Here is a 24488-nt window from a genome sequence, read left to right as displayed (position 1 = left end):
GCCCCGAGCCAGCTAACGGGAACACCGTCTGCCGGCTCTGATACCATGTGCCGCGTTAGCGCCCTTAAACGCCAGCCCCAAGCCAGCTAACAGTCATACCAGCTACGACGACCGAGCTACTTGGCGGTGGAATAGTCATCCGTGGTCACAACCGTTACCGGGAACTCCACATCCGTCTTCCCAAAAATCAGTTCGGCAGCGGTCTGCGCCGACTCCCGCACAATTTTCGTGCAGAGAGCCGCCTCACCCACCGGGCCGTAAAGCATAATCTCATCGTGCAAAAAATAGACCAGGCGCGACTGCAAACGCCGCCCAAAACGGCGTTCGGTACGTAGACGCCGGCGAATCTGTGCCATCCAGATAAGAGCCCACTCAGCGGCAGTACCCTGAATAAGGAAGTTGCGGGTAAACCGGCTGTGCGCGCGGGCCGCAGAGAGAGCGGCACGCTCATCGGCAGCGGTACCCTGACTGCGCTGAGCCTGAAACCAGGTGGCCGAAGGCGCAGGGGAAGTACGCCCCAAATAAGTGCTCACCTGCCCACCGCGCAGACCAAGAGCGGCGGCCCGCTCTGTCAAAGCTATAGCCTGCGGGAACATCTTTTTCAGGTGCGGCATGAGCTGGCCCGCCTCACCGCTAGTAGCCCCGTACATAGCGCCCAGTAAGGCAACCTTAGCGTGGGGGCGGTCATTCAGCACACTACCGGTGCGCTCACCAATCTGAGCTATCCCCAGGTATAGGTCCTTACCCCGCCCCGCAAGAGCCAGCGCACGATCCCCGCTCATCACCGCCAAGATACGCGGCTCAATCTGCGCGGCATCGGCCACCGTAAGGATCATGCCCTCCTCAGCACGAACAGCAGGACGCACGTCCTTAGGGATCTGCATGGCACCCCCGCCATGCCCACCCCAACGACCCGTAGCTGCCGAACCCACCTCATAGCTAGGGTAAAAGCGGTTGTCACTGACCCAGGCATCAAGCCAATTCCAGCCATTAGCCGTGTAAAGCCGAGCCAACCGCTTATAAGCCAGCAAAGGCCGCACCACCTGCCAGCGATCCTCACGCAGGTGCGGCACCGCATTAGCCCACTCAGTCAGCTCCCACTTACGGGTAGTCGTGACCGAATGCCCAGCGGCCTGCAAAGCCTTGAGCACATCCTGGGGCGAATCAGGGTTCAGATGGGGCGCCCCCAGCTCCTCACGGATACGGGCGGCAAGAGCCTCCATCTTAGAGGGCCGGTCATACCCCGCCGGGCGGGGGCCCAACTCGTGCTCCAGAATCTTCTCGTGGATAGCACGGTTCCAGGGCATACCCCAGTGCTTCATCTCAGCGGCAATCAGCGCCCCCTGAGACTCAGCGGCCAACAGCAGAGCCAAACGCGAAGGGTGAGGGGAAGTCGCCACAGCCGCACGCTGGGCCGTCAGCTCGGCGGCCAAAGCCTGGGCACTCGGCTCCTGCGGAGCCTTACTGGACAGAGAAGAACCGGCCAACTCATCATCAAACAGGGAACCCTGCCCCTCCATGGGCTGACGCGCAGGCATCACCCCAGCAGGCTCAGGGACCAGCCGCTCCACATCAAGAGTAGGGGTATAGCTCATCGCGTTCTGCGCATTAGAAGCCGCCGTAACAAGAATCCGCTGAGCCAGCCGCAGATCATGACAGGACGCCGGCGACACCCCCGCAGTCAAGAGCTGAGGCATCACCAGACGCGAATCAGCCCACGTCCAACGAATAGTCCGGTGCGGGTTCTGGCCCTCCACCGCCCTAATAAAATCAGGGAGCTTAGCGCGGGGGAAAGTGCGGCGGCTACCGGCACCGGTATCGCTGAGAGTTATAGCCTCCCAGCTATCCCCCCGATTCGGGGTAGCTACGGGGCCGAGCACTATATACATTCTTCTATTATGGGGTCTGCCCAAAACACGGCTCAACCCTGGCTCAGCGCCAGACCCGAACACACCGTACGTTTGGGTAGGTAGACCGGCAAGCCTCCCTCTTGCCCGGTTAGCTAGCGCACACAGCGCAATTCAAGCCACCCACCTGACCCCAGTGCTGTCTCTGCCAACATCGCTTAAACGCCAGCCCCAAGCCAGTTGGCAGACACAGCACTGAACTCTGGGCATCGCCCCCGGTTTATCCACAGCCTGCCAGGCGGGGCTAGACCTGGCGCTTTATCTGTGGCATAAAGAGGGCAGGAAAAGAAGCGGGTAGGGCTGAACCCCAGAGGTAAATCATGCCTTCACCAGCTAAAACTACAGATGAACGGGTGGGTGCTGACACCGCCCCTGACGACCAGATCCAAATCCTTGTCCGCAAAGCACGCAGCCGCTTCTTTGACATAGAGCCCCAAGACATGGCCCAACTACCCGGCCCAAAGCAGGAAAACCCCGGGGAAGAACCCAAAGCGCGGAACCAGTCCCCGGTGGAACAAAACGCAGATAAACCGGGTGAACAGCTCACCGCCGACAGCCTGAGCCTAGAGGCCATGACCGACCCCGCCCGCTTACAGGGCCTCATTGATACGGTCCTGGACGAACAAGAAAAAGCCGAAAAAACCACCTCAGCAGGTGAACCCCAGCGCGAGATAGCACCCCAAGCAGGTGCCCGCCTCAAAGCCGAACTCACCGGGCTAGGGCCCCTCGAAGAGCTCCTGAACATTGACGAACTCACCGATATTTTTGTCAACGGCCCGCACCGGGTCTGGTACGAAGCAGCAGGCAGCCTACACCGCTCAAACATCACCTTTGAGGACGACAAGGACGTGCGGGCACTGGCCACCCGCCTCATTCTGGCCGCAGGAGGCCGCCTAGATGATGCCTACCCCGCCGCCGACGTCCAGACCGCTCAGGGTGCACGCGTCCACGCGATTCTGCCACCGCTCAGCCAAAGCGGGACCCTACTTTCTATCCGTCTTCAAGGCGAGCGCCGCTACGAACTGCGCCAGCTCCGTGAGAAAGGCATGATGGGTAAGGACCTGGAACAGCTCTTGCGCTACTTGGTGAAAAGTCGTGCCAACCTGGTGGTGAGCGGGGGAACCGGCAGCGGTAAGACCACGCTTCTGCGGGCCCTCTTGCAGGAGGCCCCTGACCATGAGCGGCTGGTGCTGGTGGAGGACACTGCCGAACTACATCTGGAGCACCCCCATACGGTGAGCCTGCAAGCGCGGGTAGCTAATGCCGAAGGGCGCGGTGCCGTGGGGCTGGACGAGCTGATTCGCCAGGCCCTGCGTATGCGCCCGAGTCGCCTGGTGGTGGGGGAATGCCGTGGGGCTGAGGTCATGGACATGCTGACCGCCATGAACACCGGCCACTCCGGGAGCGGGAGCACCCTACACGCCAACTCTGCCGACGCTGTACCTGCCCGCCTCTATGCCATGGGGGCTTTAGCGGGGGCGAGCCAGGAGGCTGTGGCCCTGCAAGCTCAGACTGCTCTGGACTATCTTATTCACCTGGAGCGGGATAAAGGGCAACGGCTCGTGCGCGGTGTCTACCGGCTGCGGGGGAGTGCAGGTGCCCTGCTGGTAGAGCCGGTGTGTACAGTGGAAGCTCGCCGCCGGGGCAGTTTTCTGCTGTGGCACCCCGAGGCGAGCGGCCTTAAAGCCGCCTCCGGCCTGGGGGAATACCGATGAAAACAGGACCGGTCAGCACCCTGCCCGGCCCTCTAGGAGGGCTGGAAACCCGCTTAACTCACCTGGTTCTGAGGGCGCGCCGGGGAAACAAGCCCTCTCTGGATGAGTTAGAGCTTTGGCCTGACGCTATCTGGCGAATGGCGGCCCTGCTTAAGGCAGGCTGTTCGCCGGCTTTTGCCTGCGCTATGGTAGGCCGGAACCTGGCTAGTTCATTAGAAGAAACCCGTACCCGAATAGCGAGCATGAGGCCAGTGGCGCGTTGGGGCGCAGAGCGTTGGCAGGACGAGGATCTTGCCCGCGCCCTGGCCGATATGGTGGACCTCTTTGAGTGCTGTACCGAGGCCGCCCAGAAAGGGCTTCCGCTGGGCCCGGCATGCCTGCACCCTGGTACCGCTGACTACCGGGAATCTGTGCGGGATGGTGTGGTAGCTCTGGCCGCCTGCTGGCAGGTGGGGCAAACAACCGGCGCTTCACTTGCTTCAGTTTTTGAGAGACTGGCCCGCTACTACGAGACGGAAATCGACCTACGTCAACAGCGAGAAACCGCTTTGAGTGGTCCCAAGGCAACGGGACGGATCCTGTCCTGGTTACCCGCTCTGGGGCTGGGCTTGGGCATCATCATGGGTACCGACCCTCTGGGTGTTCTACTCGGTTCCTTTGGCGGTGCCCTGGTGGGACTAACCGGTCTGGGCCTAGCCTACGCGGGGAGCCGGTGGACTTCCCGGCTGATTGGGCGTGCGGAAGGGGGTGAGCTCTAGTGGTGCTGCTGGTTTTCTGTCTGAGCCTGCTCTGCCTCCTGTCTGCTGGCCTGCTCTGGGTGCTCGGCGGCAGAAAGAAGACGGAGGCGCAAGAACAGGGAGGTCCGCGCCCGCCGGTTCCTGCAGGCAATAAGGAGTCGGGTTTGCCTGCTCTTAGCCCCGCCCTCTACCTGGACCTGGCGGCCACGATGCTCACCGCGGGGCTCTCTGTACCCGCTGTGTTGGAACAGCTCAGCCAGCTTGAGCAGGGGCGGTACCGCACCGAACTAGCAGTGGTGGTTGCTAAGCTCTACGCCGGTGCCCACTGGGAGCAAGCCTGGGGCAAGAGTAGACCGGAGGGGCTGGCACCGGTGCGTGACTGTCTGGGTCTGGCCCTAGAAACAGGTGCGCCCAGCGCCCAACTCGTGAGGGTGCTGGCCGACCGCCAGCGCAGGCATCGGCAACGGCAACACGAAAAATCTGCGGCCCGGCTAGCTGTCAAACTGGTGGTTCCCCTGGGGGCTTGTTCCCTGCCCGCTTTTATCTGTCTGGGGGTAATCCCCGTGCTGATAGCGCTTTTACCGACCCTCTTCTAAGAAACCGGTGGGTTTGGGGCGGTGTTCACAGGTGCCTGCTTAAGAGAAAAATGCGCGTTACACAGTGTCTTGGGAACACCAATTCGCAGGTCGAGTAGGAAGAACCCTTGAGAGCTAGGTGGGCAGAGCGACGCGCCGGGGGAGTAGTGGTCTATCCACAGGGGTGAATGAGCCTTTACCCGGTGCGTGAGCGGGAGCAGGCTAGAGGCACCCGGTCAGGACCTGCTTCTTTTCCAACGGTATCCGCACCCCTTGCCCCCGGGTTCTGATCGGGCAACAAAAACGCATGGTCTAGAGAATCTAGCCCACTGACTCTGACAAGGAGATAGAACATGTCACGTTTTTCTGCACCTCGGGACCGCGCTACGACGGAACAGCATCGGATGGAGCCTGCGGGCGCTGATAAAGCGCTTACCGGCGAGCTAGTTCATGCTGGCCTTGATAACCCTGAGGCTGGCGCCACCACTGCTGAATACGGCATCGTCATGCTAGCAGCCGTGGGCTTTGCCGGCCTGCTAGTGGTTATCCTCAAATCTGATGAAGTCCGGCAGATGCTCCTGAATATCGTTCAAACAGCACTCTCAACGGGGGCCTAGCCTCATGCCCGCCACCCTTGACCGCACCGAGGGCCAACGGGGCTCGACTACCGCAGAGTTCGCTGTGGCCTTGCCCGCTGTGGTTTTCATTCTTGCCCTGGTTCTGGGTGCTGCCGCCACCGGCATGATCCAGCTGCGGCTGGAAGAGGGGGCCCGCCTGGGTGCCCGTGCCGCCGCACGCGGTGAAGACTCACAGACGGTAATCCGTATCGTCCAGGATGTTGAGCCGGAGGCTAGGGTTACTATCGGCCAGCAGGATGGCATGACCCGTGTGAGCGTGAGTAGGCCAGCGCCGGGACTCATTGGAAAGATCAGTGGGTGGCAGCTGAATACCGATGCCTGGGCTCTTACCGAACCTAGGGCTCAGGGCGGTGAAACTCCGTGACCCGCCCCTGCGCAGGCAGTCATGGTTCCCGCCCGCTCGGGGATTCCCCCGAGCGGGGGAGCGGGAGCCTGTCGGTGGTGGGTATGGTGTGCGCCCTGCTCATAGTGGGGATTACCTGCGCCGGGCTCATAGGCGTCCTAGCGGCTAACCACCGGGCGGCCCAGGCCGCTGACCTGGCGGCTCTAGCCGCTGCCGACGCCGCTCGCGGGCTGACCTCGGGGGATCCCTGCGATAGAGCCCAGGAGGTAGCTCAGGCCAACCGGGTCAACCTGGTGGCCTGCGCCCTTCCACCGGGCCTGGCCGGTACAGCGGATATCCGCACCTCGGTCGATATTGCTGGCCCCTTCGCCTTTCTGGGGCCAGCCCAGGGTATTTCTAGGGCTGGCCCACCCGGGCTAAGTGGTTCTTAGGTACCGGTCACCGCGATTAGCTCAGTACCGGTAAACCCTTTAGAAGGGGTCACCACTATCCTTGTGGCCGGTCAGAGACTCCGTGACGGTGAGCTCTCGGTGACTTTGCTCAAGCGGAGTTAGCTGATCTGGTGTGCTTGCCTGAGAGAGCGCGCTTGCTCGACCCGGTGCCGTAGTTCGGTTCGGGGCCGTAGTTCGGTTCGGTGCCGTAGTCCTGTTCGGGTTGCTGCTTCTGCCAGGTTCGTCAGTACCGGGGTGAGCCACTGCACCCAGTAGATCGGCACCTTGCTGTTCGGTGAGTTCCCCGGCTTCTACTAGCAGGGAAGCTAATAACTGTGCGGCTCCCTTCTTGTGGAGCGGTTCATTGCGGTTACCGCATTTGGGGGACTGCACGCAGGAGGGGCAGCCCAGCTCACACTCGCAGGCCAGAATGGTGTCCAGGGTTGCGCGGAGCCAGTGGGTTACCCGCTCAAAACCACGCTCGGCAAAACCCGCCCCTCCGGGGTGGCCGTCGTAGACGAAAATGGTGGGCAACTCAGTGTCTATGTGGAAGGCTGTTGAAAGCCCGCCGATATCCCACCGGTCACAGGTTGCCACCAGGGGGAGCAGGCCAATAGCGGCATGCTCGGCTGCGTGAAGCGCGCCGGGGATATCCTTCTCATGGATACCCGCTGCCTGGAGTAGCGAAGCGGGCATGGACCACCAGATGGCGCGGGTCTGGAGGAGCTGGGGCTCTAGTTCCAAAGGCTCGTCCCCTAAAACCTGTTGCCCCACCAGGCTTTTCTTCTGGTAGCTCACCACCTGAGAACGTACCCGCACCTGGCCAAAGTTCAGGCTCACCTGCCCCTGCTGGAGAGACTTTTCTGTTGCCAGTACGGCGACCTCGGTGACGTCCCGGGCCTGGGTGTAGTAGTCGGGGTTGGCCGCTGTTACGGTGATAACCCCCTTCTCCTCATCTAAATCTTCTACCAGGAAAGTTTTACCCTGGTGCGTGTAAATCGCACCGGGGTGGCCCTGGGAGTGGGATTGTGCCCGGTCCATGGTGCCGATAACACTTCCGGTGTCGCTCTCCACGATATGCAGGGGAGCGCCACCACCGCGCAGATTTACCAGGTCGCTGGCCTGCTCTGGGTGGGTCCAGAACCAGCCGGTAGCCCGCTGGCGCAGGTAGCCTCGGGAGACCAGGCTTTCCAAAAGCCGCTCGGTGCTAGTCCCAAAGATGGGTAGTTCTTCCCTGCGCAGGGGAATCTCGGAGGCTGCCGCACACAGATGGGGACTCAGGACGTAGGGGTTGTGCGGGTCAAAGACAGTCTTTTCAACACCCTGGTCAAAGATGTCCTCGGGGTGGTGGACCAGGTAGGTATCTAGGGGGTCTTCGCTGGCGATGAGCACTGCAAAGCTGTCCTGCCCGGCTCGTCCTGCCCGCCCGATCTGCTGGTAGAAGGAAGCCCGGGTCCCCGGCCAGCCGGCTACGAGCACGGCATCCAGCCCGGCAATATCTATGCCCAGCTCCAGGGCAGAAGTGCTGGCAATACCCAGTATGTGCCCCCGCCTCAGACCGATTTCCAGTGCACGACGTTCCTCGGGCAGGTAGCCTGCCCGGTAGGCGGCTATGCGTTCGGAGAGACCCGGCTCTACCTCATCGAGGTAGCGCCCGGCCGTTTGCGCTATGGCTTCTGCCCCGCGCCGGGACTTAATAAAGGCGATGGTTCGGGTGCGACTGACCGCCAGGTCAGCCATCATCTCTGCTACCTGACCGATAACTGATTTGCGGACCGGGGCACCGTTTTCGCCCGCACCCGCCGGTTGTCTAGTTGGAGCCGCTAGCCGGTCACGAACCGTGTCAGGCTCGGTGAACTCAGGCTCCCACAGAAGCACCTGTGTGGATCCTCTGGGTGCGGTGCTCCGGGTAATTGCAGTGACCGCCTGAGGGCGCGACCCAATGAGGCGGGCAAAAGACTCGGCAGGTTCCGCACTGGTAGCAGAAGCCCCAATAAAAACGGGAGTAGCACCGTAATGACGGCAGATTCGGCGCAGCCGCCGCACCACAAGAGAGACGTGCGCCCCAAAAACACCCCGGTAGCCGTGCGCCTCATCAACCACCACATATTTGAGCTTGCGCAGAAAAGTCGCCCACCGGGCATGGTTAGGCAAAATAGCGTGATGAAGCATATCCGGATTAGCCAGGACCAGATGGGCGCGCTCGCGGATAAAGCGGCGGTCTTCGCGTGGGGTGTCCCCGTCGTAGGCCTCTACCGCAATCCCTGGCAGGTTAAGAGCTCGTAAGGAAGAGAGCTGGTCGGCAGCTAGCGCCTTGGTGGGCGAGAGATAGAGGGCTGTTGCCCTGCCGGTATCAAAGCCGGTTCCCTGATATTCGTGTTCGCCCCGGTAGAGGGCATCGAGCACGGGGAGCTGATAGGCCAGTGACTTGCCGGAGGCTGTGCCCGTTGCAAGAATGACGTGCCTGCTACCGGAGGAATCGTGGGCAAGGGTGGCTGCCTGGACTTGGTGCAGGTAGGGCTCATCCACGCCCAAAGATTGGAAGGCCTCAACGACAGCGGGGTGGGCCCAGCCCGGCCAGGGGCTGGTCTTCGCCTCTTGGGCTGGCAGGGTGCGCACATGCCTGACCTGTGCAGGGAGCTCGGTCAGACCAAGCTGTTCCAGCACGAGTAAGAGCTCTTGGGGGGCGGGCGCCCGTGAGCCGGGGCTTTCCTGCGGGGTTTGGGTAGGCACATCCCTATTATGGCACCGCTTGGTCGGTGGTTTATTGCCTGGCCTGTTGCTGCTGTTTCCCAGACCTGTCCTGTCTGCCTGTACTGTGTTCCTACCTTTTGTTGAGGGCAGAGGTGACTGGCGCTGAGCATGGTGGGGAGCTGCCCAGGGCAAACCAAGAGCCCCTGTGCCTGACCTTTATCCCGCCAACCGGGCGTAAAGGCTGTGAGCTATGCATAGAACTGGAATAATGGGAGTTATGAGTATTCCAATGAACATTAAGGGTCAGCAGTCAGCTCCTGAGGAGCCTGTGGTTACCGTGCTCACCGATGAGCAGGTGTGGGATTTGATCCAAGGCACTCGTTTTGCTCGTTTGGGCACAGTAGGCGAGGAGGGCTTCGTGCACATTACCCCGCTGAATATTGTGACGGACGGGGTAAAGATTTTCTTCCGCACGGCAGCCGGTAGCAAGCTTACCCAGCTCTTACTTGATGAAAAAGTGACCCTACAGTTTGACCGGGTTGAGGGCAAGAGCGCGCACTCAGTGAATGTGTTTGCCCGGGCCCGACTCCTGACTGATAGCCGCGAGATTGACTACGTCGGCAAGCTCAACCTGGAACCCTGGCTTGATAGCCAGAAGCTGGAACTGGTGGAGCTAACTCCGGTGTCCATGACGGGGCGGCGCTTCCGCCTGGGGTCCTAGCTCATCTTTTATGGCTTATCTGCCCGGTGGTATCGGGCAGACTAGGCCAAGAAGAACTAGAATGGGTGCGTGGCTCAAGAACGAATTATCCTCTATTACTGCTTTGCACCCGTAACCGACCCCAAGGCTGTCATGCTGTGGCAGCGCGCCCTGTGCGAGAAGCTTGGCCTAACCGGCCGTATCCTCATCTCCAAGCACGGCATTAATGGGACTTTGGGCGGCGATGTTAACGCCCTCAAACAGTACGGTAAGACGACCCGCCAGTACCCCGGCTTTGAGAAGCTGGAACTGAAGTGGTCCGATGGTGGTTCCGCTGATTTCCCCCGCCTGTCGGTCAAGGCCCGCAAGGAGATTGTTGCTTTCGGTGCCCCCGATGAACTTGTGGTTGACGAGAACGGTGTAGTGGGTGGCGGTGTCCACCTGAAACCCGAAGAGGTTAACCAGCTGGTTGAAGAACGTGGCGATGAGGTTGTCTTCTTCGATGGGCGTAATGCCTTTGAAGCTAAGATTGGCAAGTTTAAGAACGCTGTGGTGCCCGATGTGCGGACCACCCACGACTTTATCCAGGAGATTGAGTCGGGTAAGTACGATCATCTCAAGGACAAGCCGGTTGTTACTTACTGCACCGGCGGTATTCGCTGTGAGATTCTCTCCGCCCTCATGAAGAACCGGGGTTTCAAGGAGATTTACCAGATTGACGGCGGCATCGTGCGCTACGGCGAAAAGTTTGGTGACTCGGGGCTATGGGAAGGCTCTCTGTACGTCTTTGACAAGCGTCAGCGCGTGGAGTTCTCGCCCGATACCGTAACTATTGGTGAGTGCGAGCACTGCCAGGCTCCTGCTAATAGCTTTGTCAACCTCGATGTGGACGGTAACCGCGACCTGGTTCTGCTGTGCCCCGAGTGCGAGACCAAGGCACTGGCCCAGTTTGAGAGCGTGAGCGGCTAAGACTTTTACCTATTCAAGCGTGGGCTAGGGGCTGGGTGAAGAGGTATCGACCTTTTGCCCGGCCCCTTTTGTGTGCTCTGGTGCTGGGGTATTAGAGTAGTGAGCCATGACAGCAGAGCAGACGTATGAGACAGCCCTGATTGAGTATGGGACCTTTATGGTGGCGGGCGTGACCGAGCCGGCTAGGCAGACGAGCGATTTTTCGCTGTGGTGGAAGAAACTCTATGATCATTTGGGTGCCGGCGAGACAGAGGCTGAGGCTCAGCTGGCTGCCCAGCGGTTGGCGGCTGTGGAGAAGCTTCAGCGGGTGGGCGTGCTCATGCCAGATGCCGACGATTCTGGGGTGACCTATACTGCCGGGTTTATTGTTCCCGGGGGTATTAAAGATGTTGCGGCTTTGGGGCTGACGGGTGTGGTGGTCCCCGGTGCCATGTACGCTACGGTACTGGTGGAGGGGCCCCTGGTGCCCGGTCTTCCACCTGCCCATATTAAGGCCGGTTTTGACTATCTGGCTCAGACCTTTATCCCCTCTAAAAACCTGACCCCTACCGGTGTGTGTCTAGAGGTGTACGGGCCGGGTGATATGCAGGGGCAGAACTATCGCATGTACCTGTGGCAGGCGGTGACCGGACTCTCTGCATAGTCGCAGTTCTGAGTATTAGCCTAAGGTAGTTGCCCTGGGAGAACAGAACCTAGAAAGAGAAATACCTTCCGGTGCGCTAGCACGGAAGGTATTTCTATGAGGTCTTACCGGTGCCCTGATGGGGCGGTAATGCCGTGGGTTATCTTACGAGTTGCGTTCCTCTGCCAGCTGTTCTTCGAGCCGGGCAATAATCTCTTCGATGAAAGCGGGGCCGCCGTTGGCTGCTTTTTGCTTCCAGTCGGTAATGGATTTTTCGAGTTCGGCAATTTTTTCTACATTAGCCATAAGAAAGACTTTAGCTTACTTGTCGGTAAAAGAAGGCGAAGTTCCCTCTTTAACTTTTTCCCAGGTTTCTATACCGCCCGGTACGGCCTTGAAAAGAGGGTGGGGTAATGCTGGCGGTGGCGTGGAGAAATGCTGGGCGAACCAGTCGGGGGAGCGCCCTTTGACTTTGTGGGTAAGGAAAGCAAGCTCATATTCTAGCTGTCCCTCGGTGACCTCTAGCTCTTCCAGCTTATTATCTCTGGGCAGGACCAGGAGTGACCGGTTAAAGGAGTAGCCGCGCGTGTCAGCTTCGTCGGCAAGGCCGTGCAGGTAGGCGCAGATATAGGCCAGCGGATCATTGCTTGCTTTGAAGCGGTCTAGCTGGGGGTGCTGAGTATAGCCGCGTGTTTTTCCTTGGAGGACTTTTTGGGCCAAGAGTGTTTCACGCCAGCAAGCGACTAGGCCTTTGGCATCGAGCAGGGCAGGGGTGATGGACCAGATACGCACTGTTAGCTCCTGGCCCGCTGGTCAATGGCTGCTTCAAGCCGGTCGAGTTTTCCGGTGATTTCACCGGAGTCGTGGCCGGGGCGGATATCCGCCTTGAGCACGAGGGAAACCCTGTTGCCGTAGCGGGTCATGGCTTCGGTGGCGGCTTTGATGACGGCCATACATTGGTCCCAGTCACCTTCGATGGTGGTGAACATGGCATCGGTGCGGTGGGGTAGGCCTGAGTCGCGCACAATCTGGACGGCTTCGGCAACGGCATCGTGGACGGAGCCGCTGGGGTCGCCGCCTCCGGTGGGGGCTACAGAGAAAGCAAATAACATACCTCTACGTTAGCCTGTGCTAGCTGTTTGTGGTAGGTTCTGCCCCATCAATGGAGGCCTAGTTTGGCGGTGCGGTGGCTAGGGGCCGGATCTGTGCGTGCGGCTGGGGTTTCTCTACGGTTAACATGGGTAGGGTGATGACTACTGATTTTTCTCGTGTTCCTGGTGCTCCGGTAAGCGCCGATATCTCTTCTTTGGTCAGGCTCCATACTGCCTTGCGAGCGGTCAACTATACCTATGAGGGGGTTGCCTCCCTCCTGGGTGACCGCGCTTTTGAGGCCATGACCCGGGACCAGCTCACACCTGGTATCTACAGGCTGAACCAGGTGCTGGGGTACGAGAAAACAGCCTCTACTTTTAGCCTTGGTGAAAAGTCGCTGGCGCAGGTAGTGCGTTTCTTCCTGATGGGGCAGGTGCTTGAGTCTGCTGAGCTTGAAGCCGCTCTGGGGGCCGGTTTATGCGATCTTCTCGTAGAGCTTGGCCTGGCTGAAAGCGCTGCCACAGGTTCCCTTCAGGCTTCGGTTGACCTGCGCCCCCACGCCGCTGACGACGGCACTGAACTCTATGTTGCTAGCGATCTGGGTGCGCACCAGCGCCCCGGCGTTCTGCGGAAGGACCATGTACTGGGTATCGGTCATGCTTCCCTGACCCTGGCACAGTTCACCGAGCGCACTCCCCTTGAACGGGCGCTCGATCTGGGCACCGGGTGCGGCATCCAGACCTTCCATCTGCTGTCCCACGCCCGTCACGTCACCGCAACAGATATTTCGGAGCGGGCATTGGCTTTTACCCGCTTTAACCTTCTGCTTAATGCTCCTGCCCTAGAGATTGACCCGCAGAAGCTAGAGGACCGGGTGAGCTTGCTCCACGGTTCTTTGCTGGAACCGGTAGCCGGGCAGAGCTTTGACCTGGTGGTTTCTAACCCGCCCTTTGTCATTACACCGCGTAGCTCTGGGGAGACCTCGGCAGACCAGTTCACCTACCGCGACGGTGGTATGGCAGGGGATGGCATCGTGTCAACCTTGGTGCGCCAGCTCCCTGAGATCTTGAACCCCGGTGGGCGTGCCCAGATGCTGGGTAACTGGGAAATTCCCGTGGCTGGCCCCGGTGAGCAGGCCGACTGGTCGGCCCGCCCCCGCGACTGGGTAGGTCAAGAAGCGGAGGCCTGGTTTATTCAGCGTGAAGTCCTTGCCCCGGAGCAGTATGCTGAGACTTGGTTGCGTGATGCCAGCGAAAACCGCGACCCCGCCCACTACGAGCAGGCCTATACTGACTACCTGCGCGACTTTGCCGCGCGAGGCGTGGACGCTATCGGCTTTGGCATGATCTGGTTGCGCCGACCCAACTTGCAGGCGGCAGGGGAGCGCCTGCACCGTTTTGAGGAAATTACCTACCCGATCCAACAACCCATTGCCTCCTTTATCACTGAGGCCGTTGCCCACTATGATGCGGTGACTGCCCTGGATGATGAAGCCCTCCTAGCCCAGCATCTGGTGGTAGCTGGGGATGTGACCGAGGAGCGCCACTTGTCACCCGGTTCTGAGCATCCGTCCCTTATTTTGCTCCGCGCCGGTGCCGGTTTACGCCGCACCATTTTAGAAACCACAGAAACAAGCGGGTTCGTCTCGGCCTGCGATGGGGAACTCAGCGTGGGCCAGATTGTCAATGCCCTAGCCACTCTGCTGGACTGGCAGGACGCTTCACCCCAGCAGGAATTGATAAGTAACATTCGTGAACTGTTGGAGAAGAGTTTTCTGCGCCTTGAGCAGGGTGACTAGACTGGGGCTATGGTAGAGAACCCGATTAAAGCCCTGACCGAAGACCGCTGCTGGGAGCTGTTAAGCTCGCATGAGTTTGGGCGTCTTGCCCTAGCCGTGAGCGGCGAAGTCGATATTTACCCCGTCAATTTTGTGGTGCACCAGAAGAAAATCTACTTCCGTACCGCAGCTGGGCAGAAGCTGTCCGAGGTCGTTATTAGCCGTAAGGCCGCCTTTGAGATTGATGAAGTCAAAGATGGTATGGCCCGCTCCGTGGTAGTACACGGGAATGCCCAGTGGCTGACCAGCGAAGCTGACCTTGCCGCCATTGAATCGTTGGGGCTACGCGCCTACGCACCGACCTACAAGACCAACTGGGTTGAGGTTGAGCCGGTGAGCATTAGCGGCCGCGAATTTGAGATCGGTGAAGAACCGACCGACGAGCTCTAAGCCAGCCCCAGAACCCCGTACACCATAGGTCGGCCAGCATGATGGGTGCCAAGAGCCCTCTAAGGTCACATGACCCTAAGTGGACAGGAAGTGCTGTCTGTCGGCTATTGTTGTGCTTACACGCCTATTGTCAACCTCAAGGAGCCACCAGTGCCCACCAAGGCAACCCCCCTGCACGGCAAGTCACTGCTGATTGTAGAGTCCCCCTCTAAAGTCAAAACAATCAGCGGTTACCTGGGAGATGCCTTTATTGTCGAGTCCTCGATGGGCCACATCCGTGACCTGCCTCAGCCCTCTGAACTGCCCGATGAGCTGAAAAAGAGCCCTGTGGGTAAGTTCGCTGTTGACGTGGAGAACGGCTTTGAACCCTACTATGTGGTCAATTCTGATAAGAAGAAGAAAGTCACCGAGCTCAAGCGCCTGCTCAAAGAGTCTGATGCGCTTTATCTGGCAACCGATGGGGACCGTGAGGGCGAAGCGATTGCCTGGCACCTGCTTGAGGTGCTCAAGCCCAAGGTACCCGTCTACCGTCTGACTTTCCCGGAAATCACCAAGGAAGCCATTGAACGTGGCTTCAAGGATTTGCGTGAGATCGATGAGAACCTGGTGGATGCTCAGGAAACCCGCCGTGTCCTTGACCGTATCTACGGCTATGAGCTCTCTCCCGTGCTCTGGCGCAAGGTGTCGCGTGGCCTCTCTGCGGGCCGCGTGCAGTCTGTTGCCACCCGCCTGGTTGTTGAGCGTGAACGCGAGCGCATGGCTTTCCGCTCTGCCAGCTACTGGGATTTGACCGGCACCTTTACGACCGCATCGGCTGAGAGCTTTAGCGCTAAGCTATCTGCTGTGGATGGTGCCCGTGTTGCTACGGGCAAGGATTTTGCCGATAACGGCGCTTTAAAGGCTTCTGCGGCTTCTAAGGTTTCCCATCTCGATGAGGCCGCCGCTAGTTCGCTGGCTACCGCTCTGGCCTCTGCTGATTTTGCGGTTCGCTCGGTCGAGACCAAGCCCTACACCCGCCGTCCTGCTGCCCCTTTCACGACCTCCACCCTGCAGCAGGAGGCAGCCCGTAAGCTCCGTTTCTCGTCACGCTCGACCATGCAGGTTGCCCAGCGACTCTACGAAAACGGTTACATTACCTACATGCGAACCGACTCCGTTGCCCTGTCAGATCAGGCAATCCGGGCCGCTCGCGCCCAGGCCAAGGAACTTTACGGTGCCGAGTTTGTACCTGCCTCACCGCGCGTCTACGCTTCTAAGTCTAAGAACGCCCAGGAAGCTCACGAAGCAATCCGCCCTGCCGGTGATACCTTCCGCACCCCTGCTGCCGTCAAATCAGCCTTGAGCCCCGATGAGTTCCGTCTCTACGAACTGATTTGGAAGCGTACCGTTGCCTCTCAGATGGCTGATGCTAAGGGTTCAACCGCCTCCGTCCGTTTGGGCGCTATCGCCAGTGATGGGCGCGATGCCGAGTTCGCCGCCTCCGGTACCGTCATTACCTTCCGAGGCTTTTTAGCTGCCTATGAGGAGGGCAAAGATGCCCTGCGCAACGAGGAAGACAAGGCCGCCGAGGCGAAGAGTGAGAAACGTCTGCCCCAGCTTGCCCAGGGCGATAGGCTGAACGCCAGCGATATTGAGGCTGCCCGGCACGAGACCTCGCCCCCGCCCCGCTACACCGAAGCCTCCCTGGTCAAGGCCATGGACGAGCTGGGTATTGGTCGCCCTTCAACCTATGCTGCCGTTATCTCCACCATCATGGACCGGGGTTATGTTCATCACCGGGCTGGTTCCCTGGTACCTTCCTGGACGGCTTTTTCGGTGGTACGCCTGCTTGAAGAGCACTTTGCCAAGTATGTGGACTACGAGTTCACCGCTGAGATGGAAGAGGATCTGGACCGCATTGCACGCGGCGAAGAAGCCCGCACCCAGTGGTTGGGCAACTTCTACTTTGGTGGTGAGGCCCAGCGCGGCCTCAAGCCTATGGTCGATAACCTGGGTGATATCGACGCTAGAGCTATTAACTCCATTGAGGTTGCCCCCGGAGTCAATCTGCGCGTGGGTAAGTTTGGCCCCTACCTTGAGATGGGCGGCGAAATTGACACCGAGACCGGCGAGATTAAGGACCCGGTCCGCGCTAATGTGCCTGATGATCTGGCTCCCGATGAGCTGACCGAGGAGAAGGTCGCAGAGCTGATCTCCCAGGGCAAACAGGACGGTCGTGAACTGGGTGTAGACCCGGTGACCGGGCGCACTATTGTAGCCCGGGACGGCCGCTACGGCCCCTACGTCACCGAGCTGATCCCTGAGATGAGCGAAGAAGAAATCGCCGCCTGGATGGAGGCCCAGCCCACCGAGTACTACAAGAACGGTAGGCCCAAGCCTAAGAAGAAGCCTAAGTCTGAAAAGCCCCGTACCGGCTCCCTCTTCAAGAGCATGGATCTGGCAACTATCACCCTTGAGGACGCGCTCAAACTCATGAGTCTGCCCCGCGTGGTGGGAAGCGATGCTGAGGGCCTTGAGATTACCGCCCAGAACGGACGTTTTGGCCCCTACCTGAAGAAGGGTACGGATTCGCGCTCGCTGGAAAACGAGGAGCAGATTTTCTCGATTACCTTGGAGCAGGCCCTTGAGATTTATTCTCAGCCTAAGCAGCGTGGGCGGGCGGCGGCTAAGCCCCCCTTGGCTGAGCTGGGTGTTGACCCGGTGTCTGAGAAGAAGATTGTGGTTAAGGACGGCCGCTTTGGCCCCTACATCACCGACGGTGTCACCAATATTACGGTGCCTAGGAGCGAGACAATTGAGTCACTGACTCATACCCGTGCGGTTGAGCTTTTGGCTGAGAAGCGCGCCAAGGGCCCGGTTAAGCGTAAGACTACCGCTAAGAAGAGCCCTGCCAAGAAGGCACCTGCAAAGAAAACTACAGCCAAGAAGACAACAGCCAAGAAGACAACAGCTACAGAAACCGCTGAGTAGGGGCTAAGCCCTGCCAGCGGGTGATGGGGGCAGGAGCTAGGCTCCTGCCCCCAGCTGTTTGCGGGATCGAGTTGGCCGGCCGCGCGGGGTGCGTCCTTTAGACTGGTAGGCAGGAACCTTATTCTTTTCACCTATCCTGGGGGAACCATGCGACTCGGCGTGCTTGATATCGGCTCAAATACCGGCCACCTGCTCTTGATCGAGGGGCAGCTGGGTTCGCGCCCCGAAGCCTATACCGATGCCCATAAGGAGCCCCTCCAACTGGTGCGCTACATTGATGCGGATGGGAAGATCACCGACGAGGGCCGCGACCGGCTGACAGCCTTTGTCAAGAGCGCTGTGCTTTATGCTATCGAGCAGGGAGCTGAGGACCTTTTAGCTTTTGCTACCAGCGCTATTCGTGAGTCCAAAAACGGCCCTGCGGTCCTTCAGCACGTGCAGAATGCCACCGGGGTGAACCTGACCGAGATTACCGGTGACCAGGAAGCTGCGATTACCTATCACGCGGTGCGCCACTGGCAGGGGTGGGGTGCTGGCCGTATCCTCAACTTTGATATTGGCGGTGGCTCCTTTGAGTTCTCTACCGGCATGGATGCCTACCCCGATGATGCTATCTCGGTGCCCCTGGGCGCTACCCGCCTGACCGGGGACTGGTTTAGCTCGGAGATCCCTTCACCCAAGGAAATTAAGAAACTCCGTAAGTATGTGCGTGAAACCCTAGAGCCTGTTGCCACCCAGCTCCTTGCCTACGGTGAGCCCAACATGGTGGTGGGTACCTCTAAGACTTTCCGTTCCCTGGCCCGTATTTGCGGTGCTGCCCCGTATTCTGCTGGCCCCTATGTTAAGCGTGAAATGCGTTTAGAAGACCTGCGCTTGTGGACCCGTCGTATGGAAGCCATGGCACCGTCTGAGCGGGTGGACTTGCCGGGGGTGTCCGAGGTGCGCGCTGAGCAGATGCTTGCTGGCGCTATTGCAGCTGAGACGGCTATGGATGTTTTTGGCGTAGGAGTTATGCGGGTCAGCCCCTGGGCTTTGCGTGAGGGCCTGATCCTGCGCCGCATGAACTACCTAGCCCAGCAGGGTTCTTACTCCATGCTTGACCCCCGCTCACTTGAAGAATTCGTCCGTAATTAGACTCTGATATCCTGCTGACCGGTAGAAACTTTCCTTTCTAGGTAAGCCGGTTTGTAGATGAACGGTGCTTGTTATGACTGACCCCCAGTTCAACCCAGCTTCTGCTGAGCCTGCTATTGTTACTACGGAAATAGAAGGGCCGCGACCTCAGATTCCTGTGGCGCTTTCGACCTCCTGCCTTTTTCCTCTGGGGGTGCACGAGACCTTTTCAACGGCTGTTGATCTTGGCTACGACAGTGTTGAGGTCATGATTACTCACACCGCTCTGAGTCAGGAGCCCTACGACCTGCTGAACCTGGTGCAGGAGTACCAGATTCCAATTTCTGCTATTCATGCACCGACTCTCTTGCTGACCCAGCAGGTGTGGGGCCGGGCCTGGAACAAGATGCAGATGGCTGCCAAAATGACCAAGGCTGTAGGAGCTGACGTGATTGTTGCGCACCCACCTTTCCGATGGCAGAAGACCTACGCCAAGAACTTTGTGGCCGGTGTCCGCGAAATCTCTGAACATGAGGGCGTTAAAATCGCGGTAGAAAACATGTACCCCTGGTCATTCAAAGGGAAAGCGATCGAGATGTACGCCCCGCACTGGGAGCCCTCTCGCTTTGACTATGACTGGATTACCTGGGACTTCTCCCATGCGGCAGCTGCCAATGATGACTCCTTAGAGGCCGTTAAACGGATTGGCTCTCGCCTGGGGCACCTTCATCTGACCGATGGTTCTGGCGATAAGCTCATGGATGAGCACTTGGTGCCGGGGCACGGTAGTCAGCCTGTTGCTGAGACGCTACAGTACCTTGCGACGACCGACTTTGCGGGCGTGGTGTGTGCCGAGGTATCGACCCGCAAGGCCAAGGGCGCGGCTGAGCGTGACGAGTGGCTCTACGAGACGCTTCAGTTTGCGCGCACCCACCTGGCCCGCTAACCTGCCTCGTGCAGGCTTTCTCTTTGATCCCTACCGATAGGACAACATCTACCATGACTACTGTAGCTTTTTTGGGAACGGGTTCCATGAACGGGGCAATTGCCTCAGGCTTGCTTGCCGGTGGAGCTGATCCTGCAACACTTCGCGCTACTGTCGGCTCCGTAGCTAGCGTCGAGCCCCTTAAGAAGAAACTGGGGGAGCGAGGCTCAGAAGTCCTGGTACTGGCAAACGAGACAGAGCCCGAAGCAAACCTGCGGGCTGTCCAGGGGGCAGACCTTGTGCTCTTGGGCGTCAAACCCTACGCTATTCTTGACCTTGCCCGGCAGATCGCCCCGGTACTGGACCCCAGCACCCTTGTGGTATCGGTGGCCGCAGGTATCACCCTCGATGCCCTGACAGCAGCACTGCCTGAGGGACAACCTGTTATCCGTTGCATGCCAAACACTCCTTCACGTGTGGGCAAGGGGGTTCTTGCTATCTCGGTGGGTGCGTCAGTAAGTGCTAGCCAGCAGGAGGTAGCGGCCAATATCTTAGCGGCAGCAGGGCAGGTCTTTGAGGTTGGAGAGGAACAGATGGGTGCTGTCACCGCTGTGTCTGGTTCTGGGCCTGCCTATGCTTTCTTACTAGCCGAGACAATGGCCGCCGCCGGTGTGAAGTTAGGCCTTGACGAGCAAACAGCCACAGCGCTAGCCGCGGCAACCGTGGCGGGTGCGGGCTATCTCTTGGAGGCTGACCCTGATCCCGAGTCACTGCGCCAGGCCGTCACCAGTCCCAAGGGGACCACAGACAGGGCTATCCGGACCTTTACTGAGGGTGGTCTCTTTGAACTAACTGAGGCGGCTATGCGGGCTTGTGTTCAGCGCAATGATGAGATGACCGCTGAATTCTGCGGCGGTAGCAAGGATCACTAGCACCTAAAGACTGTTTGAGCATAAGAGCATACTGTGCTACCAAGTTCTATAACAAGATTTCAGCCTTGAGGGTAGCGAAACTTCTTGGGGGCAAACTAAAAGGCCAGTCCGTAGGGAACCGGACTGGCCTTTAGCTCTCTACCCACCAGTAGGGATCTGGCGGATGGAGAATGCCTTCAACCTGAACTCGGTGGCATTAGGGGGAACCACCATAGAGATCAGGTCTCTAGCTACTTGAACGGGTTCGCGGACCGTTCAGTAATCACTCGCACCTTTAGAGGTATTTATAACTATAGGCTAGTTCGTAGGATTATGCACCTTGTCGTCCTAGAAAAAACAGAAAAATTTTCAGAAATTAGCTCAATATACATATTAGGTTGAGGTTTATTGAATCCTAGTCAGGGCAACCTTTGGGTGGAGAATTTAGGGCCTTGAGGCAAAACGCTGAATAAGATCCACTTGCCCAGAGACAATAAGTAAATCTCGTGAAGAGACTTTTGTTGTGGGGGTTGCATGGGTAATCTCTTCGCCGGGGGATTTTACACCCACGATTGTTACACCGTATTTCGACCTAACGTCTGATTCTGCCAGGGTGAAGCCGTGGGTTTCTTTAGGTGGGTACATTTTGACGATGGCGAAATCATCGTCAAACTCAATAAAATCAAGCAAACGACCGGAGACCAGATGGGCGGCGCGGACGCCGGCGTCTGACTCTGGGTAAACAACCCGGTGTGCTCCAATACGGGATAGAATTTTGCCGTGGGAGGGCGTAATCGCCTTGGCCCAGATGCGTTCAATCCCTAAATCCACTAGGTTAGCTGTGATGAGCACAGAGGCCTCAACCGAGGTCCCTACGCCAACCACAGCAGAGCTAAAGTCCTGAGCGCCTAGCTGGCGTAAGGCGTTGATATCTGTTGCATCTGCTTCGACCACATGGGTCAGCTCCCCTGCCCACTTCTGAACCAGTGCGGAATCCTTTTCAACAGCCAGAACCTCCTTATTCTGGTGGACGAGCTGTGCAGCGGTAGCTGACCCAAAGCGGCCAAGCCCGATTACTAGAACCGGGGCGCTGTGGGTTGTGCGAGACTCTTTCTTAGCCAATGATGGGCCTTTCTTCGGGGAACTTGTATAGACGGCGGCGGGAACGTAGAGCCAGCCCCGTTGCCACGGTGACGGTACCGACTCTGCCAATCAGCATCAGCAGGGAAAGGACGTAGGCCCCTGCCGCTGGCAAATCAGGTGAGAGCCCGCTTGAAAGACCACAGGTGGCGTAAGCGGAGATAACCTCAAAGAGTGACTTATCCAGGCTGGCTCCGCTGATCAGCATAATAGCGGCAGTCCCCAGGAGTACAAAGACAGAACTCATCATGATGACCGTAATTGCGATGCGTAGTACAGCGTCAGGGATGGTTCTTCTGAAAGCTACAACGAACTGGTCACCACGGGCCTCGGCCAAAATGGCTAGGAAAACTACGGCCAGGGTAGTGACCTTGATACCACCAGCGGTTGATGCTGAGCCTCCGCCAACAAACATCAGTACATCGGTCAGCAGCATTGTCACCGGGTTCATGTCTGACATCTCTACGAGGTTGAAGCCTCCAGAGCGGGTCATGACAGAAGCAAATATTCCGTTCAGTAGCTTATCGGCCAGGGTCATGCTCCCGATAGTTTTGGGGTTGTTCCATTCAAGAACCAGCCAGGCTAGGGAACCCATCATAAAGAGCAGGAAGGTACCCAGCAGGGTGAGCTTGGCGTTGAGGTTCCACCCCCGGTAGTGCAGGCTCTTGCGCAGGGCCAGGATGACTGGGAAGCCCAGGGAGCCGATAAAGACCCCTAAGGCTATGGGGGTAATGACCCACAGATCATGGCTATAGGGTACAAGGCCATCTGTGTGAGGGGTGAAGCCTGCATTGTTAAAGGCCGAGATCGCGTAGAAGACCCCGTGCCAGGTGGCTTGGCTCAGGGGCTCGCCCAAAAATATGAAGCGGGGAATAAGGGTTGCGGCAATAAAGGCTTCGATGGTGATAGAGGTGAAGGCTACTGTGCGTAGGACTGAGCCTACTTCACCCAAACGGCCAATGTTGAGGGTTTCCTGAGCGATGATTTTTGAGCGTAATCCAAGTTTCTTGCCAACGATCAGAGCCAGGATAGAGGTGAATGTGAGAGTCCCCAGGCCCCCGACCTGTGCGCCGACGAGAATAACGAGGTGCCCAAAAGTGCTCCATTGGTCAGCCGTGGAGACAGTGGTAAGACCGGTAACGGTCACAGCACTAGTTGCCGTGAAAACCGCATCATGGAGGGCTACTGAGTGGCCGTCCTGGGAGGCCCAGGGGGTGTAAAGGAGCGAGGATAAGACGGAAATGACCAGGACAAAGGCTGCAATAGCTATGCGGGAGGAGGAATTTCCCACACTTTGATCTACTAGCTCGCGAAATCTATATAAGAGAGTTTGGAGAGGGTGGGCATCTTGGTCAGCCTCTTTCATGACTGTTTGAGGGACTCTTTCCTTGATTTTGAAGAGGGTGCTATGGTCCTCGGGTTTCGGGGGCTGGCGCACGATTTTGTTCATTGGTTCACCTCTCTTTCTAGCCTAGTGTGCGTGTCATATCGGTAGGCTCCGCTGTCGATGGGGTTTAGAGTGTTTAATGAGAAATGTGACTTAAATAACCTTTAGGGGGTAGTGCTCGTGGCAGCAACCGATAGTCTGACGCCAACTGACCTGCGAGTCTTGTGGAGTCCCCACATGGCTAACTACTATTTTGGCGACTATCACCCTATGCACCCTTCCAGGCTCGATGCCACGGCATCCCTAGCTCGCGCATTGGGAATCTTTGACCTGCCGCAAATCCAGCTCGAAGAGCCAGAGATGGCTAACGTTCACCAGCTCATGTTAGCGCATGATTACTCCTATATTGATGCGGTTCAGAAGATTAGTGCTGACCCGAGTCTTACCATTGCAAACTGTGGTTTGGGGACGGAAGATACCCCTGGTTTTGAGGGGGTGCACGAAGCAAGTGCCCGACTGGCTGGTGGAACTTTTCAGGCGGCAGAGGCCATCTTGACTGGTGCTGTAAAACATGCGGTTAATTTTGGTGGCGGTATGCACCACGCTTCGCGGGATCAGGCGAGCGGGTTCTGCATCTATAACGACTGCGCTGTAGGTATCGGCCACCTACTGGAACAGGGTGTTTCAAAAGTTGCCTACATCGATGTGGATGCCCACCACGGGGACGGTACTCAGAGCATCTTTTGGGATAATCCCAACGTTATGACTATCTCTCTGCATGAGAGTGGCATGACGCTCTTTCCCGGCACCGGGTTTGCAAACGAGGTGGGGCCGGAGGGCCTTGCGGCGGGAACCTCGGTAAATATTGCCCTACCCGAAGGAACTGCTGATTCTGGCTGGCTCCGAGCCTTCGACGCAATCGTCCCCAGCGTCTTACGGGAGTTTCAGCCAGAGGTCATTGTTAGCCAACACGGCTGCGACTCACACATGGACGATGACATGTCGCACCTGAAGGTCAGCATTAACGGTCAGCGTGAGATTGCCGCCCATATTTCTTTGCTTGCCGATGAGCTGTGTGAGGGCCGATGGATAGCTACCGGGGGAGGGGGCTACTCGATTTATAACGCTGTACCCCGTTCCTGGAGCCACCTTATTGCTGTTGCCGCCGGTCAGCCTCTCGATGTGAATATACCCACTCCGAAATCCTGGCAAAAATATATGTTGGAGCGCTACGGGACGAAAGTGCCCACTATCTTGGGGGACCCAGTGGATTTGTGGTGGTCTTCGTGGGAGGTCGGGTTTGACCCTGCAAGCGGTATCGACCGCTCAATTATGGCCACCCGCAAGGAGGTTTTTCCACTGTGGGGTCTGGATCCCTGGTATGACTAGTCA

The 24488-nt window shown here is 58.4% G+C and carries 23 protein-coding genes; 16 read left to right on the top strand and 7 right to left on the bottom strand.

What is annotated here, in order from left to right:
• Positions 1-116: 116 nt before the first annotated feature.
• Positions 117-1889, bottom strand: coding sequence for a bifunctional 3'-5' exonuclease/DNA polymerase (locus ACN08V_RS05015; protein WP_419104761.1), 1773 nt, complete (start codon positions 1887-1889; stop codon positions 117-119).
• Positions 1890-2227: 338 nt separating this feature from the next.
• On the opposite strand from ACN08V_RS05015, the gene ACN08V_RS05010 reads away from it, so the two are divergent.
• The 6 genes from ACN08V_RS05010 (at position 2228) to ACN08V_RS04985 (ending at position 6346) form a co-directional block, all read left to right on the top strand.
• Complete coding sequence (locus ACN08V_RS05010; protein WP_419104760.1) at positions 2228-3622, top strand: TadA family conjugal transfer-associated ATPase; 1395 nt, start codon at positions 2228-2230, stop codon at positions 3620-3622.
• Positions 3619-4380 (top strand): type II secretion system F family protein, encoded by a 762-nt coding sequence (locus tag ACN08V_RS05005; protein WP_419104759.1) that lies wholly within the window; start codon positions 3619-3621, stop codon positions 4378-4380. Before ACN08V_RS05010 ends, ACN08V_RS05005 begins: the two co-directional genes overlap by 4 nt.
• A complete protein-coding gene (locus ACN08V_RS05000; protein ID WP_419104758.1) occupies positions 4380-4955 on the top strand; it encodes a type II secretion system F family protein in 576 nt (191 codons plus the stop codon). The genes ACN08V_RS05005 and ACN08V_RS05000 overlap by 1 nt, the downstream gene beginning before the upstream one ends.
• Before the next feature lie 332 nt (positions 4956-5287).
• Positions 5288-5551, top strand: a complete 264-nt coding sequence (locus ACN08V_RS04995; RefSeq protein ID WP_419099172.1) for a DUF4244 domain-containing protein — start codon at positions 5288-5290, stop codon at positions 5549-5551.
• A gap of 4 nt (positions 5552-5555) precedes the next feature.
• Positions 5556-5936: a TadE family type IV pilus minor pilin gene (locus ACN08V_RS04990; protein ID WP_419104757.1), complete on the top strand. Its 381-nt coding sequence runs from the start codon at positions 5556-5558 to the stop codon at positions 5934-5936.
• On the top strand, positions 5933-6346 hold the full coding sequence (locus tag ACN08V_RS04985) for an Rv3654c family TadE-like protein (protein ID WP_419104756.1): 414 nt from the start codon (positions 5933-5935) through the stop codon (positions 6344-6346). The genes ACN08V_RS04990 and ACN08V_RS04985 overlap by 4 nt, the downstream gene beginning before the upstream one ends.
• Positions 6347-6385: 39 nt before the next feature.
• Here ACN08V_RS04985 and ACN08V_RS04980 read toward each other — a convergent pair whose 3' ends face one another.
• Complete coding sequence (locus ACN08V_RS04980; protein ID WP_419104807.1) at positions 6386-9013, bottom strand: DEAD/DEAH box helicase; 2628 nt, start codon at positions 9011-9013, stop codon at positions 6386-6388.
• Positions 9014-9317: 304 nt separating this feature from the next.
• Between ACN08V_RS04980 and ACN08V_RS04975 the strand changes: the two genes are divergently transcribed.
• The 3 genes from ACN08V_RS04975 to ACN08V_RS04965 all read left to right on the top strand — a co-directional run bounded on the left by ACN08V_RS04975 (position 9318) and on the right by ACN08V_RS04965 (position 11352).
• Positions 9318-9761, top strand: a complete 444-nt coding sequence (locus ACN08V_RS04975; RefSeq protein ID WP_419099176.1) for a pyridoxamine 5'-phosphate oxidase family protein — start codon at positions 9318-9320, stop codon at positions 9759-9761.
• A 69-nt stretch (positions 9762-9830) separates the two neighbouring features.
• Complete coding sequence (locus ACN08V_RS04970) at positions 9831-10709, top strand: rhodanese-related sulfurtransferase (RefSeq protein ID WP_419099177.1); 879 nt, start codon at positions 9831-9833, stop codon at positions 10707-10709.
• Positions 10710-10815: 106 nt separating this feature from the next.
• The gene (locus ACN08V_RS04965) at positions 10816-11352 is read left to right on the top strand and encodes a GyrI-like domain-containing protein (RefSeq protein WP_419104755.1); all 537 of its coding nucleotides are present in this window, start codon (positions 10816-10818) and stop codon (positions 11350-11352) included.
• Between the two features lie 144 nt (positions 11353-11496).
• On the opposite strand, the gene ACN08V_RS04960 is transcribed toward ACN08V_RS04965, so the two are convergent.
• Genes ACN08V_RS04960 through ACN08V_RS04950 form a run of 3 tightly spaced genes read right to left on the bottom strand, consistent with a single transcriptional unit; the run spans position 11497 to position 12443 of the window.
• Positions 11497-11637 carry a hypothetical protein gene (locus tag ACN08V_RS04960; RefSeq protein ID WP_419099179.1) on the bottom strand — a complete coding sequence of 47 codons (141 nt, stop codon included), beginning with the start codon at positions 11635-11637 and terminating at the stop codon, positions 11497-11499.
• A 15-nt stretch (positions 11638-11652) separates the two neighbouring features.
• Positions 11653-12123, bottom strand: a complete 471-nt coding sequence (locus tag ACN08V_RS04955) for a pyrimidine dimer DNA glycosylase/endonuclease V (RefSeq protein WP_419104754.1) — start codon at positions 12121-12123, stop codon at positions 11653-11655.
• A 2-nt stretch (positions 12124-12125) separates the two neighbouring features.
• A complete protein-coding gene (locus ACN08V_RS04950) occupies positions 12126-12443 on the bottom strand; it encodes a thiamine-binding protein (RefSeq protein ID WP_419099181.1) in 318 nt (105 codons plus the stop codon).
• Positions 12444-12580: 137 nt separating this feature from the next.
• On the opposite strand from ACN08V_RS04950, the gene ACN08V_RS04945 reads away from it, so the two are divergent.
• The 6 genes from ACN08V_RS04945 to proC all read left to right on the top strand — a co-directional run bounded on the left by ACN08V_RS04945 (position 12581) and on the right by proC (position 20590).
• On the top strand, positions 12581-14221 hold the full coding sequence (locus ACN08V_RS04945; protein ID WP_419104753.1) for a DUF7059 domain-containing protein: 1641 nt from the start codon (positions 12581-12583) through the stop codon (positions 14219-14221).
• Between the two features lie 9 nt (positions 14222-14230).
• Complete coding sequence (locus tag ACN08V_RS04940) at positions 14231-14650, top strand: pyridoxamine 5'-phosphate oxidase family protein (RefSeq protein WP_419099183.1); 420 nt, start codon at positions 14231-14233, stop codon at positions 14648-14650.
• A 150-nt stretch (positions 14651-14800) separates the two neighbouring features.
• Positions 14801-17620: a type I DNA topoisomerase gene (gene topA / locus ACN08V_RS04935; RefSeq protein ID WP_419104752.1), complete on the top strand. Its 2820-nt coding sequence runs from the start codon at positions 14801-14803 to the stop codon at positions 17618-17620.
• Between the two features lie 147 nt (positions 17621-17767).
• The gene (locus ACN08V_RS04930) at positions 17768-18754 is read left to right on the top strand and encodes a Ppx/GppA family phosphatase (RefSeq protein WP_419099185.1); all 987 of its coding nucleotides are present in this window, start codon (positions 17768-17770) and stop codon (positions 18752-18754) included.
• A gap of 73 nt (positions 18755-18827) precedes the next feature.
• Positions 18828-19679 carry a sugar phosphate isomerase/epimerase family protein gene (locus tag ACN08V_RS04925; protein WP_419104751.1) on the top strand — a complete coding sequence of 284 codons (852 nt, stop codon included), beginning with the start codon at positions 18828-18830 and terminating at the stop codon, positions 19677-19679.
• A 53-nt stretch (positions 19680-19732) separates the two neighbouring features.
• Complete coding sequence (proC, locus tag ACN08V_RS04920) at positions 19733-20590, top strand: pyrroline-5-carboxylate reductase (protein WP_419099187.1); 858 nt, start codon at positions 19733-19735, stop codon at positions 20588-20590.
• Positions 20591-21013: 423 nt separating this feature from the next.
• Here proC and ACN08V_RS04915 read toward each other — a convergent pair whose 3' ends face one another.
• Positions 21014-21691 carry a potassium channel family protein gene (locus ACN08V_RS04915; RefSeq protein ID WP_419099188.1) on the bottom strand — a complete coding sequence of 226 codons (678 nt, stop codon included), beginning with the start codon at positions 21689-21691 and terminating at the stop codon, positions 21014-21016.
• Positions 21684-23159, bottom strand: a complete 1476-nt coding sequence (locus ACN08V_RS04910; protein ID WP_419104750.1) for a TrkH family potassium uptake protein — start codon at positions 23157-23159, stop codon at positions 21684-21686. The genes ACN08V_RS04915 and ACN08V_RS04910 overlap by 8 nt, the downstream gene beginning before the upstream one ends.
• Before the next feature lie 174 nt (positions 23160-23333).
• Here ACN08V_RS04910 and ACN08V_RS04905 point away from each other — a divergent pair, with 174 nt between their 5' ends.
• Positions 23334-24485 carry an acetoin utilization protein AcuC gene (locus ACN08V_RS04905; RefSeq protein WP_419104749.1) on the top strand — a complete coding sequence of 384 codons (1152 nt, stop codon included), beginning with the start codon at positions 23334-23336 and terminating at the stop codon, positions 24483-24485.
• The last annotated feature ends 3 nt before the right edge of the window (positions 24486-24488 follow it).

It is taken from the genome of Rothia sp. P5766, assembly GCF_048513555.1.
Taxonomy (GTDB): Bacteria; Actinomycetota; Actinomycetes; order Actinomycetales; family Micrococcaceae; genus Rothia.
The sequence above is the reverse complement of the archived record's forward strand: the minus strand, read 5'-3'. Positions and strand labels throughout refer to the sequence as shown.

Coding starts and splice junctions, on each gene's coding strand:
- ACN08V_RS05005 (WP_419104759.1), top strand. CDS start 3,619: ATGAAAACAGGACCGGTCAGCACCCTGCCCGGCCCTCTAGGAGGGCTG.
- ACN08V_RS05010 (WP_419104760.1), top strand. CDS start 2,228: ATGCCTTCACCAGCTAAAACTACAGATGAACGGGTGGGTGCTGACACC.
- ACN08V_RS04945 (WP_419104753.1), top strand. CDS start 12,581: ATGACTACTGATTTTTCTCGTGTTCCTGGTGCTCCGGTAAGCGCCGAT.
- ACN08V_RS04925 (WP_419104751.1), top strand. CDS start 18,828: ATGACTGACCCCCAGTTCAACCCAGCTTCTGCTGAGCCTGCTATTGTT.
- ACN08V_RS04965 (WP_419104755.1), top strand. CDS start 10,816: ATGACAGCAGAGCAGACGTATGAGACAGCCCTGATTGAGTATGGGACC.
- ACN08V_RS04930 (WP_419099185.1), top strand. CDS start 17,768: ATGCGACTCGGCGTGCTTGATATCGGCTCAAATACCGGCCACCTGCTC.
- ACN08V_RS04975 (WP_419099176.1), top strand. CDS start 9,318: ATGAGTATTCCAATGAACATTAAGGGTCAGCAGTCAGCTCCTGAGGAG.
- ACN08V_RS04950 (WP_419099181.1), bottom strand. CDS start 12,443: ATGTTATTTGCTTTCTCTGTAGCCCCCACCGGAGGCGGCGACCCCAGC.
- ACN08V_RS04960 (WP_419099179.1), bottom strand. CDS start 11,637: ATGGCTAATGTAGAAAAAATTGCCGAACTCGAAAAATCCATTACCGAC.
- ACN08V_RS04995 (WP_419099172.1), top strand. CDS start 5,288: ATGTCACGTTTTTCTGCACCTCGGGACCGCGCTACGACGGAACAGCAT.
- proC (WP_419099187.1), top strand. CDS start 19,733: ATGACTACTGTAGCTTTTTTGGGAACGGGTTCCATGAACGGGGCAATT.
- ACN08V_RS04905 (WP_419104749.1), top strand. CDS start 23,334: ATGGCTAACTACTATTTTGGCGACTATCACCCTATGCACCCTTCCAGG.
- ACN08V_RS04910 (WP_419104750.1), bottom strand. CDS start 23,159: ATGAACAAAATCGTGCGCCAGCCCCCGAAACCCGAGGACCATAGCACC.
- ACN08V_RS04940 (WP_419099183.1), top strand. CDS start 14,231: ATGGTAGAGAACCCGATTAAAGCCCTGACCGAAGACCGCTGCTGGGAG.
- ACN08V_RS05015 (WP_419104761.1), bottom strand. CDS start 1,889: ATGTATATAGTGCTCGGCCCCGTAGCTACCCCGAATCGGGGGGATAGC.
- ACN08V_RS04990 (WP_419104757.1), top strand. CDS start 5,556: ATGCCCGCCACCCTTGACCGCACCGAGGGCCAACGGGGCTCGACTACC.